The 14,806-nt window shown below is 64.1% G+C and carries 15 protein-coding genes and 1 tRNA gene; 8 read left to right on the top strand and 8 right to left on the bottom strand.

Translation table 11 applies throughout. The features are described from left to right. The first annotated feature begins 49 nt into the window (after nt 1-49). From maiA to ACQY4G_RS00895, 3 genes are all read left to right on the top strand, one after another. Entirely contained in the window at nt 50-691 is a 642-nt protein-coding gene (gene maiA, locus ACQY4G_RS00885) for a maleylacetoacetate isomerase (RefSeq protein WP_421993534.1), read from the top strand. A 5-nt stretch (nt 692-696) separates the two neighbouring features. Continuing rightward, nucleotides 697-1,707, top strand: coding sequence for a fumarylacetoacetate hydrolase family protein (locus ACQY4G_RS00890; protein ID WP_421992378.1), 1,011 nt, complete (start codon nt 697-699; stop codon nt 1,705-1,707). A gap of 133 nt (nt 1,708-1,840) precedes the next feature. Continuing rightward, nucleotides 1,841-2,995 (top strand): hypothetical protein, encoded by a 1,155-nt coding sequence (locus ACQY4G_RS00895; RefSeq protein ID WP_421992380.1) that lies wholly within the window; start codon nt 1,841-1,843, stop codon nt 2,993-2,995. Between the two features lie 33 nt (nt 2,996-3,028). Here the strand turns inward: ACQY4G_RS00895 and ACQY4G_RS00900 are convergent, their stop codons facing one another. Together ACQY4G_RS00900 and ACQY4G_RS00905 are read right to left on the bottom strand one after the other, a co-directional pair. Then, the gene (locus tag ACQY4G_RS00900; RefSeq protein WP_067694401.1) at nt 3,029-4,192 is read right to left on the bottom strand and encodes an acyl-CoA dehydrogenase family protein; all 1,164 of its coding nucleotides are present in this window, start codon (nt 4,190-4,192) and stop codon (nt 3,029-3,031) included. 44 nt (nt 4,193-4,236) lie between these two features. Next, nucleotides 4,237-4,998, bottom strand: coding sequence for a crotonase/enoyl-CoA hydratase family protein (locus ACQY4G_RS00905; protein WP_421992382.1), 762 nt, complete (start codon nt 4,996-4,998; stop codon nt 4,237-4,239). 116 nt (nt 4,999-5,114) lie between these two features. Between ACQY4G_RS00905 and ACQY4G_RS00910 the strand changes: the two genes are divergently transcribed. The 5 genes from ACQY4G_RS00910 (at nt 5,115) to ACQY4G_RS00930 (ending at nt 9,766) form a co-directional block, all read left to right on the top strand. Next, nucleotides 5,115-6,383 carry an acetyl-CoA C-acetyltransferase gene (locus tag ACQY4G_RS00910; RefSeq protein ID WP_421992384.1) on the top strand — a complete coding sequence of 423 codons (1,269 nt, stop codon included), beginning with the start codon at nt 5,115-5,117 and terminating at the stop codon, nt 6,381-6,383. A 58-nt stretch (nt 6,384-6,441) separates the two neighbouring features. Then, on the top strand, nt 6,442-7,497 hold the full coding sequence (gene obgE, locus ACQY4G_RS00915) for a GTPase ObgE (RefSeq protein ID WP_291169386.1): 1,056 nt from the start codon (nt 6,442-6,444) through the stop codon (nt 7,495-7,497). Between the two features lie 117 nt (nt 7,498-7,614). Beyond that, nucleotides 7,615-8,733, top strand: coding sequence for a glutamate 5-kinase (proB, locus tag ACQY4G_RS00920; RefSeq protein WP_421992386.1), 1,119 nt, complete (start codon nt 7,615-7,617; stop codon nt 8,731-8,733). Continuing rightward, nucleotides 8,730-9,641, top strand: coding sequence for an NAD-dependent epimerase/dehydratase family protein (locus ACQY4G_RS00925; protein WP_421992388.1), 912 nt, complete (start codon nt 8,730-8,732; stop codon nt 9,639-9,641). The genes proB and ACQY4G_RS00925 overlap by 4 nt, the downstream gene beginning before the upstream one ends. Before the next feature lie 49 nt (nt 9,642-9,690). Continuing rightward, nucleotides 9,691-9,766, top strand: a tRNA-Thr gene (locus ACQY4G_RS00930). An 18-nt stretch (nt 9,767-9,784) separates the two neighbouring features. Here ACQY4G_RS00930 and ACQY4G_RS00935 read toward each other — a convergent pair. From ACQY4G_RS00935 to ACQY4G_RS00960, 6 genes are all read right to left on the bottom strand, one after another. Continuing rightward, the gene (locus ACQY4G_RS00935) at nt 9,785-10,540 is read right to left on the bottom strand and encodes a phosphoadenylyl-sulfate reductase (protein WP_291169377.1); all 756 of its coding nucleotides are present in this window, start codon (nt 10,538-10,540) and stop codon (nt 9,785-9,787) included. Next, nucleotides 10,537-10,962: a DUF934 domain-containing protein gene (locus ACQY4G_RS00940; protein ID WP_067694380.1), complete on the bottom strand. Its 426-nt coding sequence runs from the start codon at nt 10,960-10,962 to the stop codon at nt 10,537-10,539. The genes ACQY4G_RS00935 and ACQY4G_RS00940 overlap by 4 nt, the downstream gene beginning before the upstream one ends. Continuing rightward, complete coding sequence (locus tag ACQY4G_RS00945; RefSeq protein WP_421992390.1) at nt 10,955-12,589, bottom strand: nitrite/sulfite reductase; 1,635 nt, start codon at nt 12,587-12,589, stop codon at nt 10,955-10,957. The genes ACQY4G_RS00940 and ACQY4G_RS00945 overlap by 8 nt, the downstream gene beginning before the upstream one ends. 1 nt (nt 12,590) lies before the next feature. Continuing rightward, entirely contained in the window at nt 12,591-12,887 is a 297-nt protein-coding gene (locus ACQY4G_RS00950; protein WP_421992392.1) for a DUF2849 domain-containing protein, read from the bottom strand. Further along, nucleotides 12,884-13,642 carry a uroporphyrinogen-III C-methyltransferase gene (cobA, locus tag ACQY4G_RS00955; protein WP_291169371.1) on the bottom strand — a complete coding sequence of 253 codons (759 nt, stop codon included), beginning with the start codon at nt 13,640-13,642 and terminating at the stop codon, nt 12,884-12,886. The genes ACQY4G_RS00950 and cobA overlap by 4 nt, the downstream gene beginning before the upstream one ends. 96 nt (nt 13,643-13,738) lie before the next feature. Next, nucleotides 13,739-14,806, bottom strand: coding sequence for a mechanosensitive ion channel family protein (locus ACQY4G_RS00960; protein ID WP_421992394.1), 1,068 nt, complete (start codon nt 14,804-14,806; stop codon nt 13,739-13,741).

Here is a 14,806-nt window from a genome sequence, read left to right on the forward strand (position 1 = left end):
GTCGTGAACTGCCCCTCGGCAATTCCAACAGGACCGGAGAACCGGCATGATCCGCCTTCACGGCTATTATCGCAGCTCGACCAGCTATCGCCTGCGCATCGCGCTGGAGTTGAAGGGGCTGGATTACGAATACGTGCCGGTGAACCTGCTCAAGTCCGAACAGAAGGGCGCAGCCTTCACCAGCCGCAATCCATTCGGTTCGGTTCCGCTGCTCGAGGTCGACGGCAAGGATTACGTCCAGTCGATGGCCCAGCTCGAATGGCTAGACGAAGCCTATCCCGACAAGCCGCTGCTGCCTGAGGACGTATCGGATCGCTACGTCGCGCGCGAACTGGCCTATGCCATCGCGACCGAGCTGCACGCGCCCTTGAACCTGCCCGTCCTCAAGTACCTGGCCAACGAATACGGCAAGTCGCAGGACGAAATCGGCGTGTGGTATCGCCACTGGCTCGCACGCACGCTCGACCCGCTCGAAGCGCGGCTGGCGCAGCTCGGCACGGGCGACTTCCTGTTCGCCAAGCCCGGCTTCTTCGAGGTTTGCCTGCTGCCGCAGGTCTACAATGCGCGGCGGTTCGGTTTCGACTTCGGCGACAAACCGCACATCTCCCGGATCGAAAGCGCCTGCCTCGCATTGCCCGAGTTCCAGCGCGCCCATCCGGACAATCAACCCGACAATCCCGAGAGGACCTGACACCCATGAAGCTCGCAACACTCAAAGACGGCACGCGCGACGGCAAGCTCGTCGTCGTCTCCAAGGACCTCACCCGTTATTGCGCCGCCGACAACATCGCGCCGACGCTGCAGGCCGCACTCGACAATTGGGACGAGACCGCGCCCAAGCTCGAGGCGCTCTATACCGATGTCGAACACCAGGCGGTTCCCACCGAGCGCTTCCATGAGCGCGAGGCGCATTCGCCGCTGCCGCGCGCCTACCAGTGGGCCGATGGATCGGCCTACATCAACCACGTCGAACTGGTGCGCAAAGCGCGCGGCGCCGAAGTGCCCGAAAGCTTCTATCACGACCCGCTGATGTATCAGGGCGGCTCCGACAACTTCCTCGCCCCACGCGACGACATTCCGCTGAAGGACACCAAGTGGGGCTGCGACATGGAAGGCGAAATCGCGGTCGTCACCGACGATGTGCCGATGGGCGTCACCAGTGAACAGGCCGCCGACCACATCAAGCTGATCATGCTGGTCAACGACGTGTCCCTGCGCGGTCTGATCCCGGACGAGCTGGCCAAGGGCTTCGGTTTCTTCCAGTCGAAGCCGGCCAGCGCCTTCAGCCCCGTCGCGGTCACGCCCGACGAGCTGGGCGATGCGTGGAAAGGCAGCGTCATCCACCTGCCGCTGATGGTCGATTACAATGGCGAGCCCTTCGGCCGCGCAAATGCCGGGGTCGATGCGACCTTCAGCCTCGCCGATCTCGTCGCCCATGCGGCGAAGACGCGCGATCTGGGCGCAGGCACGATCATCGGCTCGGGCACGGTCTCCAACCAGGGTCCCGAGGGCGATCCGGGCAAGCCGGTGGCCGAAGGCGGCCTCGGCTACAGCTGCATCGCCGAAATCCGCATGATCGAGATCATTGCCGACGGCGAAGCCAAGACCCGCTTCATGGCGCCGGGCGACACGGTGCGCGTCGAGATGAAGGATGCCGAGGGGCATTCGGTCTTCGGCGCGATCGAACAGAAGGTGGTCAAGGCCTAACGCCTCCGTTTCCGTCGCAAGTCCCGCCGTGCCCGATGCACCTTCCCCGAAGAGCCGCTGGCGCTTAGCGATAGCCGTTGTCCTCGGCGGACTTCTGGCGTTGGTCCTGCTTGCCACGAGCGCGCAGCCATGGGTGCCTGAAAAGGCCCATGCAACGGCCGAGCAGGTAACCGCAGCGCGCGCACTCGCCAATGAGGCCAGGCTGAGCCGCGAGACCGGCAAACCGGTGGAACTGGAGCTCGACAATGCCGAGCTCGAGGCCATTTCCGCCATGGTAACGCAGGGTTTTGCCCCCAATCGGTTCGATGCAAAGTTGCAGGACGGTGTCTTGACGCTCACCGGCAGCCGTCCCCTCCTGTTCCGCTGGATCAACATCCGCGCTCAGGCCAGCGGCTCCAGCGAAGGCGTGCCGGACTTTGCGGTCAGCATCGGCAGCATCCCGCTGCCACGCTGGCTCTCGCAATGGGGGCTCGGCCTCATACAACGGCGCATGGCGGCAAATGGTGGGACGCTGCCGGCGATCGAGACCATCCTGCGCTCGACGAGGATCGGGTCCGACACTCTTACCGCAAAGGTTCTGGTGCCGCAGGGCAGCCTGCTTGCCCATGCGCGGGCAACCGGCACGCCGGCAATCGACGAGGGTGCGGTGGCCGCGATCTATTGCGGACTGGCAAATCAGCAAAGCAGCACCCGCGCTCCCATGCTGGTGCATCAGCTGCGGCGCGCGCTCGCCGCGACGGAGCCGACGCCCGAGGGGCACGGCGCAGCGCTGGTCGCGCTGGCACTATTCTCGCTGGGTCCCGATGCGAAGGAGCTGGCCGGCAATAATGGAGCTCTCGGTTCCTGTACGGCATCGCCGATGCAACTGACGCTGCAGGGGCGCGAAGACTGGGCCAAGCACTGGGCGCTATCCGCCGCGCTCGAAGCCACGACCGGCAGCCGGATCAGCGCTGCAATCGGCGAGTGGAAGGAATTGGCCGACACGCTGGCGAGAAGCCCGCTGCTGGCCCCCGGCGACCCGAGTGGCTTCTCCTTCGTTGACCTCGCCAGCGACCGAGCGGGCATGATGACCGCCCGGAGCCTGCTCGATCCCGACGAGCTGGTCGCGACGCGGGCGAAGCTGCTCTCCGCACGGGACGGCGATCTGCTGCCTGCGGCCGCGCTGGGCCTCGACGACGGGCTCACCGAAGCGGAATTCGCCGCGCGCTATGGCGCGACCGACGACCCGCGCTTCGAAGCGAAGGTCGACGCAATCGATGAAATGCTCCGGCGAGGCGGGATCGGCTGATCTCGCCTCCCCGCGCCCCGCCGGAAGTTGTGGCTACATCGAGCGGGCGATGAGCATCTTCATGACTTCGTTCGAACCGCCGAAGATGCGGGTGATGCGTGCATCGCGATACATTTTGGCGATCGGATACTCGTTGATGTAACCCGCACCGCCGTGCAGCTGGAGGCACTTGTCGACCACCTCGCTCTGGAGCTCGGTGACCCAGTATTTGGCCATCGCGGCCGTCGCGACATCGAGTTCGCCCTTGAGCAGCTTGGCGATGCAATCGTTGACGAAGACGCGCGCCGCCGTGCCGCGAGCCTTGAGGTCCGCGAGCACGAACTGGGTGTTCTGGAAATCCCAGATCGTCTGGCCAAAGGCCTTGCGGCTCTTGACGTATTCGATCGTGACATCGAGCGCCTTCTCGATCCCCGTCGCCGCGCCCATCGCGATGACGAGGCGTTCCTGCGCCAGCTCGCCCATCAGCTGATAGAAGCCCTTGCCTTCGACGCCGCCGAGCACGTTCTCGGCCGGTACGAAGACGTTGTCGAAGAACAGCTCCGACGTGTCCGCCGCATCGAGCCCGATCTTGTCGAGTTTCTTGCCGCGCTGGAACCCTTCGGCGCCCTCGGTCTCGAGCAGCATCAGCGAGATGCCCTTGGCGCGCTCGTTCGGATCGGTCTTGGCAACGACCACGATGAAATCGGCGGTCTGCCCATTGGAGATATAGGTCTTGGCCCCGTTGATCCGGTAGCCATTGCCGTCCTTGAGTGCGGTGGTGGTGATCGACTGGAGGTCGGACCCCACACCCGGCTCGGTCATAGCGATGGCGCTGACCAGCTCACCGGTCACGAGCTTGGGGAGGTACTTCTTCTTCTGCTCTTCGGTACCGTGGCGCACGAGATACGGGAGGATGATCGTATTGTGCAGGCTGGCGGCGAATCCATCGACACCGTGCTTCGCCTGCTGATCGATGACCACCATGTCGTGACGGAAGTCGCCGCCATGGCCGCCATATTCCTCGGGCACCGAGACGCCGAGCAGGCCTGCCGCACCCGCTTCGTTCCAGAATTCGCGTTCTACCTGGCCGTCCTCGCGCCATTTTGCGACCCGCTTTTCCGGCGCGTGTTGCTGGTAGAACTTGCCCACGGCGTCGGCGAAGATGGCAATTTCCTCGTCTTCCATGAACTCGGGCTGGGGTACGTCGATTACGGGCATGTCTCGGGTTCCTCTCGAAAATCTTTATTGCGTGCCGTAGGGTCTTACTTGCCCTTCCAATTCGGCTTGCGCTTCTCGGCGAAGGCAGCAGCGCCTTCGCGGGCGTCTTCGGATACGAAGACCGGCGCGATCAGCTGGGTCTGGCGAGTATAGCGTTCGTCCATCGGCCATCCGCGCGATTGCTTGATGACCTGTTTCGAGACGCGAACCGCCAGCGGACCGTTGGCGACGATGCTGGCCGCGAGTTCTTTCGCACCCGATAGCGCGTCGCTGTCGGTCACGCGATTGATGAGGCCGAGCTCATAGGCCCGCGGCGCGTCGATGAAATCGCCGGTTAGCGCCAGCTCCATCGCGATCCTCTCGGGGATCTGGTCGGGCAGCATCATCACACCGCCCGCCGCTGCGACGAGACCGCGCTTAACTTCCGGAATGCCGAATTTCGCGCCCGCATTGGCAACCACCAGATCGCAGGCGATCATCAGTTCGAGACCACCGGCCAGTGCATAGCCTTCGACTGCTGCGATCAACGGCTTCTCTGGCGGCTTCTGCACCACGCCGCCGAAGCCGCGGCCCTCTATGCTGGGCGATTCGCCGCGCAGGAAGCCCTTGAGGTCCATGCCCGAGCAGAAGGTGCCGCCCGCGCCCGTCAGAATGCCGACGCGCAGGCTGTCGTCGCTGTCGAGCCGGTCCATCGCCGCCGCGATCCCCTCGGCCGCGGCCTTGGTCATCGCGTTCTTGGCTTCGGGCCGGTTGATTGTGACGACGAGAATGCCATCCTCTTCGCTGGTGAGGACTTCCTCGGACATAGCTGCTCTCTCCCATTTCAATTCGAAACTTGTCTTGCGCCCTTGCTGCTCGACGTTTACGCAAACGTCAACCGGCATTTGCCGCACAAAACGACAAGTCGAGAGGAGTTCACGCCATGGCCGAAGCCTATATCATCGATGCCGTCCGCACCCCGCGCGGGATCGGCAAGCAGGGCAAGGGCGCGCTTGCGCATATGCATCCGCAGCATCTGGCCGCGACCTGCCTCAAGGCGATCAAGGACCGCAACGATCTCGATACGGCGACGGTCGACGACGTGATCTGGTCGGTCAGCACGCAGGATGGCATGCAGGCGGGCGACCTGGGTCGGATGGCTGCGCTCGACGCGGGCTACGACATTACCTCGTCGGGCACGACGCTCGACCGTTTCTGCGGCGGCGGTATTACCTCGGTGGCGCTGGCCGCAGCGCAGGTGATGAGCGGCATGGAAGACTGCGTCGTCGCCGGCGGCACCGAGATGATGAGCCTCACCGCGCAGATGTCGAAGGACAAGATCGCCGCCGGCCTCAAGCCGCCGATGATGGGTAGCTACAACGAGCGCCTTATGCGCAGCCACCCGCAAAGCCACCAGGGCGTGTGCGGCGATGCCATCGCGACGATCGAGGGCTTCACACGCGAGGAGCTGGACGAAGTCGGTTTCCGCAGCCAGCAGCGCGCCGCCCAGGCGATCGAGGAAGGCCGCTTCGACAAGTCGGTTGTCCCGGTGACGGACGATGACGGCAACGTCGTGCTCGACAAGGAAGAATATCCGCGCCCGGGCACCACGATGGAAACGCTGGGTCAGCTCGAACCGGCCTTTGCCAAGATCGCCAATGTACCGCTCGACAAGAACGGCACCACCTTCGCCGGCCTCGTCAACGCCAAATATCCCGACGTCGAGATCAAGCATTTCCACCACGCGGGCAACAGTTCGGGCGTGGTCGACGGTGCAGCCGCCGTGCTGGTCGCCAGCAAGGATTATGCGCAAAAGCACGGTCTCAAACCGCGCGCTCGCATTGTCGCGACCGCGAACATGGGCGATGACCCCACGCTGATGCTCAACGCGCCCGTCCCGGCGGCAAAGAAGGTCCTCGAAAAGGCGGGCCTGACCAAGGACGACATCGATCTCTACGAAATCAACGAGGCCTTCGCGGTCGTCGCCGCCAAATTCGTGCGCGATCTCGATCTCGACTGGGAGAAGGTCAATGTGAACGGTGGCTCGATCGCGCTGGGCCACCCGATCGGCGCCACCGGCTCGATCCTGATCGGCACGATGGTCGACGAGCTGGAACGCCAGGACAAGCGCTACGGCCTTGTGACCATGTGCGCAGCGGGCGGCATGGCCCCCGCGATCATCATCGAACGCGTGACCGATTTCGTCGACTGACACCGCCTGAGCATGCGCGCCCTCGCCTCGCCGTGCGAAAGCGGCTAGAGGGCGCGCCATGCATTTCCTCGATCAAGCAAAAATCTACCTGAAATCCGGCGCGGGCGGCCCCGGTGCCGTCAGCTTCCGGCGCGAGAAGTATATCGAATACGGCGGCCCCGATGGCGGCAATGGCGGCAAGGGCGGCGACATCGTGTTCGAAGCCGTGCAGGGTCTCAACACGCTGATCGACTTCCGTTACGCGCAGCATTTCAAGGCAAAGCGCGGCAATCACGGCCAGGGCAAGGACCAGACCGGCGCCGGTGCGCCCGATCTCGTGATCGAAGTGCCGGTGGGCACGCAGGTTCTTTCGGAAGACAAGGAAGAGGTTCTCGCCGACTTCACCGAGGTCGGCCAGCGCGTGGTGTTCCTCGAAGGCGGCATGGGCGGACGCGGCAACGCCAGCTACAAGTCCAGCACCAACCGCGCCCCGCGCCAGCACCAGCCGGGCGAACCGGGCGAGGAAATGTGGGTCTGGCTGCGCTTGAAGCTGCTTGCCGACGTGGGCCTGCTCGGCCTGCCCAATGCGGGCAAGTCGACCTTCATCAACCAGGTCTCGAACGCCAAGGCCAAGGTCGGACACTACGCCTTTACCACGTTGATCCCCAAGCTGGGCGTGGTGACGCACAAGGGCCGCGAATTCGTAATCGCCGACATTCCGGGCCTGATCGAAGGCGCCGCCGAGGGCGCCGGCATCGGCGACCGGTTTCTCGGCCATATCGAGCGGTGTCGCGTGCTCATTCACCTGATCGACATTTCGGGCGACGATCCGGCGGAAGCCTACAAAACCGTCAATGCCGAGCTTGAGGCCTATGGCGGTGGCCTCGCCGACAAGCCGCAAGTCGTGGCGCTCAACAAGCTCGACCTCGCCGATGAGGAATTGGGCGACGCCTTTGCAGAGGAACTGCTCGCCGCGGGGGCGGACAAGGTCTTCACGATCTCGGGGGCGACCGGCGCAGGGATTCCCGGACTGCTCGATGCCGTGCTCGGCTACCTGCCCGATCGCACGGCGACCGAGACCCATGCCGAAGAGATCGAGGACGAAGGCGACACGCCCGAATGGTCGCCGATCTGATCTTTTCGTTCCCCAACAATTCGTCACCTCCGCGAAGGCGGGGGTCCCGCTTTACTTTTCGATGCCCTAGCAAAAGAAGCTGGACCCCGGATCAAGTCCGGGGTGACGAAAGAGTAAATGGCGATCGATAACCTCCCAGACCTGCGCAGCGCGCGTCGCCTTGTGATCAAGGTCGGCTCGGCGCTGCTCGTGGAACAGGGAAACGCGCGTGCAGAGTGGTTGGCGACACTCGCAGCCGAAATCGCCGAGTTGCGCCGAAATAGCGAGGTCATCGTCGTATCGTCCGGCGCGATTGCGCTCGGTGCTGCAAAACTGGGCCTTTCCAAGGGTGGCCGGGGTAGCCTTGCCGATGCGCAGGCTGCCGCCTCTGTCGGACAGGTCGAACTCGCGCGCCTGTGGTCCGACGCGCTCGGCACACACGCCATCACCGCAGCGCAAATGCTCGTCACGCTGGGCGATCTCGAAGACCGCCGCCGCTACCTCAACGCCTCGGCTACGCTGGCCCGGTTGCTCGACGCGGGCGCAGTTCCGGTGGTCAACGAGAATGACAGTGTCGCGACTGAAGAGATCCGTTTCGGAGACAACGACCGCCTTGCCGCGCGCGTCGCGCAGGCGGCGGGCGCCGATGCGGTGGTGCTGTTGTCCGATGTCGATGGACTCTACGACCGCGACCCACGCGAGTCCGGTGCGACGCTGGTCGAGCGGGTCGAGGGCGTAACGCCAGAGATAATCGCCATGGCAACCAGTGCATCCACTTCCGGCCTCGGGTCGGGCGGCATGCTCGCCAAGTTGCAGGCCGCGCGCATTGCCGAGCGGGCGGGCATCGCGCTTGTCATCGTCAACGGCACACATCCCTCGCCCATCTCCCGCGCGTTCGACAGCAAAACCGGCACGCTGTTCGTGCCGCAGTCCAATGCGAGCGCGCGCAAGGCCTGGCTGGGCGGTCGGCTTGCGCCTTCCGGCGTCGTGACGGTCGACGAAGGGTGCATGACCGCGCTCGAGAACGGCGCGAGCGTTCTTGCAGCCGGCGTTACCGGTGTCGAAGGCGAATTCGCGCGCGGCGATCTCGTCGCGATCCACGGCCCCAAGGGCGAGCGGCTCGGGCAGGGGCTGGTCGAATACACCTCGGCCGAATGCAGCGCGATCCTGGGCCTGCGCGAAGAACAACAGGCCGAAAAGCTCGGCTACGCACCGCGCGCCGCCGTGATACACCGCGACCATATGGTGCACGCATGACCATCGCACTGACCGGGGCCACCGGCTTCGTGGGCAAGGCTGTGCTGGACGAGGCGGTGCGGCGCGAGGAGCCGGTGCGTGCGCTCACCCGCCGCACGCAGGCCGCGCGCGAGCATCTCGAATGGATCGAGGGCGACCTGTCGAACCCCGCAGCGCTTGCGACGCTATGCCACGAGGCGGATGCGGTGATCCATGTGGCCGGCCTTACCAATACCCCCGACCCGGACGCATTCGAGGACGCCAATGTCGGCGGGACCGAACGTCTGATTGGCGCTGCGAAAGAGAAAAGGGTCAAACGCTTCATCTTCGTCTCCTCGCTCTCCGCGCGCGAGCCGGAACTGTCGGCCTATGGCGCGTCCAAGGCGAAGGCCGAGAAGCTGGTCGAGGCGAGCGGGCTCGACTGGACAATCGTGCGGCCGCCCGGCGTCTACGGCCCGCACGACGTCGACTATTTCGAGATGTTCCGCAGCGCCAAATTCGGTTTCGTTCCCCTGCCCCCCGGCGGGGCCAGCTCGATGATCCATGTAGAGGACTTGGCCCGGCTGCTGCTCGACCTCGTCGATGCCTCGCCCGCCCTCGTCCGCCGCCGCATGTTCGAACCCGACGACGGGCGCGAGGGTGGCTGGTCGCACAAGGACATGGCCAAGGCGATCGGCCGGGCGGTGGGGCGCCCGGTCTTCGCGCCGCACCTGCCCCGATCGGTGCTGGAAGGCGCCGCCAGGCTCGACCGCCTGGTGCGGGGCGACAAGGCGCGGCTCACAGCCGATCGGGTGGGATACATGACCCATCCCAACTGGGTTGCGCGGTCTTCCAAGAAAGTGCCCGAAGCGGTCTGGTCGCCGCGCATCGCAGGCGAGGAAGGTCTGTGCACGACCGCCGATTGGTATCGCGCACAAGGATGGCTTTGAGGGGCTGGACAATCGCGCCGGATTGCTCGAAAGGCGCTGCTTCCCGGTCGCCGGCTTAGCTCAGTTGGTAGAGCAGTTGATTTGTAATCATCAGGTCAGGGGTTCGACTCCTCTAGCCGGCACCACCTTTCCCGCATCGCGCCTTAGAGGAACGGTTCCTCGCCGGGCTTGTGGATGCCGCATTCGACCTTGTCCCAGCCGGCCCAGCGACCCGCGCGTGCGTCCTCGCCTTCGCCCACCTGGCGAGTGCAGGGCGAACAACCGATGCTGGGAAACCCGCGCTCGACCAGCGGATGACGCGGTAGATCGTGCCTGTCGAAATAGGCGGCAATATCGTCCGGCGACCAGTCGATCAGCGGGTTGATTTTGAGCCGGCCTTGAGCATCCGACGTGTCCACTTCGAAACGCGGCAGATTGGCGCGCGTTGACGACTGGAATGCCTTGCGACCGGTAAAGCTGGCATCGAAAGCGTCCAACGCCTTGGCCAGGGGCTTGACCTTGCGCAGTTCGCAGCAGCCGTCGGGATCGTAGGACCACCTGAGACCGCTTTCGTCGCGCGATTCGAGATCGGAGATTTCGGGATAGAGATCGACGCGATTGAGGCCGAGGCGATCGGTCAGTTCATCGCGATAGGCGAGCGTTTCGGGGAAGTGCTTGCCGGTTTCGAGGAACAGCACGGGGATGGTCGGATCGACCTGTGCGATCAGATGCAGCAGCACCGCGCTCTCGGCGCCGAAGCTGGACACTACCGCGGTATCGCCGGCCAGGCTGCCCTCGATCACTGCGCGCAGCCATTCCTCGGTCTCGGTGCCGCGAAACATGCGATTGAGACGGATGGCGTCCTGCTCGGTGAAGCGGGGCCCCGTGTCGATCCGGTCGATAGCGCGCAATTCGTTCACGCGTGCCTCTTGGTCCAGATCGGCGTCCGGCTGTCCGCCGCGCTCTGGTAGACCTCGGGCCAGCGCTCGAAGGCGGCCTTCACATCGTCCATGTCGAACTGCTCATCGGGCTCGAAGGCGTCGAAACCGCAGCGGCGCATATAGGCGAGCTGGTCGACCAGCACATCGCCTACCGCGCGCAATTCACCCTCGAAGCCTGCCTCCCGCAATATCCGAGCCGAGGAGTACCCTCGCCCGTCGCCGAATGCGGGAAAGTTGACTTCTACCAGCGCAAGCCGCTCGAGATGCGGCACGAGTGCGCGCGCGTCGTCGCCCGGTTCGATCCGCACGGCCGAGGCGTTGGACTGGTCGAGAAAGGCATCGACGGTAACCGCCGGATGGTCGACCGGTTCGTCGTCGCGATAGCGCAGCGTATCAGCCATAGAGCGCCTCCTTAAAAGGGTTCATGCCGATGCGGCGGTAGGTGTCGACGAAGCGTTCGCCGTCCTGGCGTTCACGCTCGTAGACGCTCGTGACGGTCTCGACCGCATCGACGATGCCGTTCTCGTCGAAACCGGGGCCCGTGATCTTGGCGAGGCTCACGTCCTCGGCCTCGCTTCCGCCGAGCAGGAGCTGGTAATTCTCGACCCCCTTGCGGTCGACGCCGAGGATGCCGATGTGGCCCGCGTGGTGATGCCCGCAGGCGTTGATGCAGCCCGAAATCTTGAGCTTGAGTTCGCCCAGCGTACCGGTCTTGCCGTTTGCCGCGAAGCGCTCCGAAATCTTCTGCGCGACCGGGATCGACCGCGCATTTGCGAGGCTGCAATAGTCGAGCCCCGGACAGGCGATGATATCTTCGACCGTGTCGAGGTTGGGACTGCCCAGCCCGGCGTCTTCGAGCGCGGTCCACAGCGCGTGGAGATCGGCCTTCCTGACATGCGGCAGGACGATGTTCTGCGTGTGCATCACCCGGCATTCGTCGAAGCTGTAATCCTTCGCCAGATCGGCCATCAGCCGCATCTGCTCGGCAGTCGCATCGCCGGGAATACCGCCGACAGGCTTCAGGCTGATCACTGCCGATACATACCCCGGCTCTTTATGCGGAACCGTATTGCGATCGACCCACACGGCGAAATCGGGATCGCTGCGATCGATTTCCGCATCGGCATCGCCATCGAATGGCGGATCTTCGAAAAAGGTCCGGATCCGCTCGAGCTCGGCTAGCGGTGGTTCGATGCCCTGATCGAGCAACTGCGCGAATTCCTCCTCGACCTGACGGGTGTATTCTTCGGCGCCGAGTTCGTGGACCAGAATCTTGATCCGCGCCTTGTACTTGTTGTCGCGGCGGCCGTAGCGGTTGTAGACGCGCAAACACGCTTCGGCGTAGGTCACGAAGTGGTCTAGCGGCACGAAGGGATTGATGCAGGGCGCGATCATCGGCGTACGGCCCATCCCGCCACCGACATAGAAAGCCGCACCCAGCTCGCCCGCACCGTTCTGCAGGATATTGATGCCGATATCGTGCAACCGCATGGCTGCCCGATCTTTCTCGCTGGCAATCACCGCGATCTTGAACTTGCGCGGCAGGTAGCTGAATTCGGGATGGAAGCTGGACCACTGACGCAAGAGCTCGGCATAGGGGCGCGGATCGACGACTTCGTCCGCTGTAGCGCCCGCGAAATGGTCGGAGCTGATGTTGCGGATGCAATTTCCGCTGGTCTGGATCGCATGCATCTCGACCTTGGCCAGATCGGCGAGAATATCGGCGGCATCCTCCAGCTTGATCCAATTGTACTGGATGTTCTGACGCGTCGTGAAATGGCCATATCCGCGATCGTATTTCTCCGCGATATCGGCCAGCGCACGCATCTGCAGGCTGTTCAGAGTGCCATAGGGAATGGCGACGCGCAGCATGTAGGCATGCAGTTGCAGGTAGAGACCGTTCATCAGCCGCAACGGCTTGAACTGATCCTCGGTCAACTTGCCTTCTAGGCGGCGGCGCGCCTGGTCGCGGAATTCCTCCACGCGGGCATCGACCATCGCCTGGTCGTATTGGTCGTAAGCGTACATGTCAGATCACCCAATTACCGATTTCGGGATCGGCAGGCTTGAGGGTCAGGTCGGGGCGAACGGTGGGGCCCAGCGCGCGCACGCGCTCCTTGATGTGCGAAGGTCGGGGGCTGCCTTCGTGGAGTTCTGCGTCGATGGCATAGGGCACGTTGACCCGGCGGGCGGCTTCTTCGCGCCGGGCGATCTCGTCCTCGTTTCCTGTCACATCGACCGCGTCCTCGATATGGATCGACCAGTCGCTGCCGGTCCACCATGTCACCGCGCCGGACTTGAGGTCGTTGCCTGTCAAAAGCCTCATCGTGTGGCCTCCTGCGCGGCTGCGGCGAGGGTTGCAGCGTCGCGCGCGGTAACCTCGCCGATAACGATCAGCGCAGGGCTGACGACGCCCTCCCGCTCGACGAGATCGGGCAGGCCGGCGAGCATTCCACGCAGCACGCGCATCTCGGGGCGCGTGCCGTTCTCGATCACGGCCACCGGCATTTCAGGGGCAAGGCCGTCTTCCATCAGCTTCTCGGCGATCTGAGGTGCGGTCTTAACGCCCATATAGATCACCAGCGTACGGCCCTTGCCCGCAAGGCCGGCCCAATCCTGGTCCTTGAGACCCTTGCACTGGCCCGCAACGAAGCTGACGATGCTAGAAGCATCGCGATGGGTCAGGGCGATCTGCGCCGCTGCGGCCGCACCATTGGCAGCACTGATACCCGGGACGATTTCGACCGGGACGCCGGCGGCGCGGGCAACCTCCGCCTCCTCACCGCCACGTCCGAAAATGAACGGATCGCCGCCCTTCAGCCGGACTACGTCTTCGCCCGAGCGTGCGATACGGACCAGCAATTCGCTGATCTTTTCCTGGGGCAGCGTGTGGTGCGATCGGCGCTTGGCGACCGAGACCAGTTCGGCGTCGTCGCGCGCGATCGCAAGGATGGCGGGATCGACGAGCCCGTCATGGACGATCACGCGGGCGCGCTCGATCAGCCGTGCAGCGCGGATGGTCAGAAGGTCGGGATCGCCCGGCCCCGCACCGACGAGAAAGATGGTTCCGGTAATTGCCATGCTCGCAAGATGCGGGACGCGGCCCGTATCCGCCAATCAGAATGCGTGTGCGGCAAGGAAGGCAAGATTTGAAACCGGCGCTGTCCGCGCGGCAACCTATTCTTTTGCACCCTTGGAGACGCTCTGACCCTGGCTCATGAGCTCGATCAGACGGTCGAGCTGGTCGCTGGAGCGAACATGCAGGTCGCGCTGGGGGAACGGAATTTCGATCCCATGCTCCTTGAATAGCCACCACAGCTTCTTCAGCACGGCACTGCGTACATTGCCGACGCCATCCTCGGGATCCTTTATCCAGCAATGGATGACGAAATTGACAGAGTTGTCTCCATATTCGCTCATCCATGCCGTCGGTGGCGGCGCGCTCAGCACGCGGCCGCATTCGTTTGCGGCTCGAAGCATCAGCTCTTCTGCAAGCTTCATGTCGGAATCGTAGCTGACGCCGACCTCGACCTGCATACGCACGTTCTTGGACGAATAGGACCAGTTCTCGACCTGGTTGATCATCAGGTTCTCGTTCGGAATCAGATACTCTCGCTGATCCCTGGTCGTTACCGAGACCGCGCGGATGCCGATCTTGCGGATCTGGCCGAAGCTCTCCCTGCCCACCGTATCGGCCACTGCAATCACGTCACCAGGCTTGATCGAGCGGTCCATCAACAGGATTATTCCGGCGATCAGATTGCCGAAGGTCTTCTGGAGCCCGAAACCGATCGCGAGGCCGAAGGCGCCGGAAAACACCGCCAGCGCCGTAAGGTCGATCCCGAGCAGGTCGATCCCGACGAAGAATGCCGTCGCCCAGACGATTATCGTCGCAATCTTTTCGACCAGCAATTGCTGCGCATCGTCGAGCCGCGTCATGCGGCGGACGAGGCGGCGGCTCATCCGGCTGGCGAACCAGGCGAAGATGAGAACCCCGGCAATGACCGCGCTGACGATCAGCACATCGAACAGGGAAATCCGGAAATCGCCGAACGACAACGCGACGGCATCGAGCGTATCGACGACCGAGCCCACGGTCTCGCTTTGCGAACTCAGCGCTTCCTTCGCTCCCTCGGCCGCGGCGACGCCGCTTTCCTCCTGCGCAGGCTCGGCGAGGCTCCAGGCCTGTTCGACGGGCGTGGCCTCGGAACTGTCGCCGTTGCTTGGTGGAGTCTCGCCCTGCAC

Origin of the sequence: Qipengyuania sp., assembly GCF_965277845.1 — a bacterium.
Taxonomy (GTDB): Bacteria; Pseudomonadota; Alphaproteobacteria; order Sphingomonadales; family Sphingomonadaceae; genus Qipengyuania.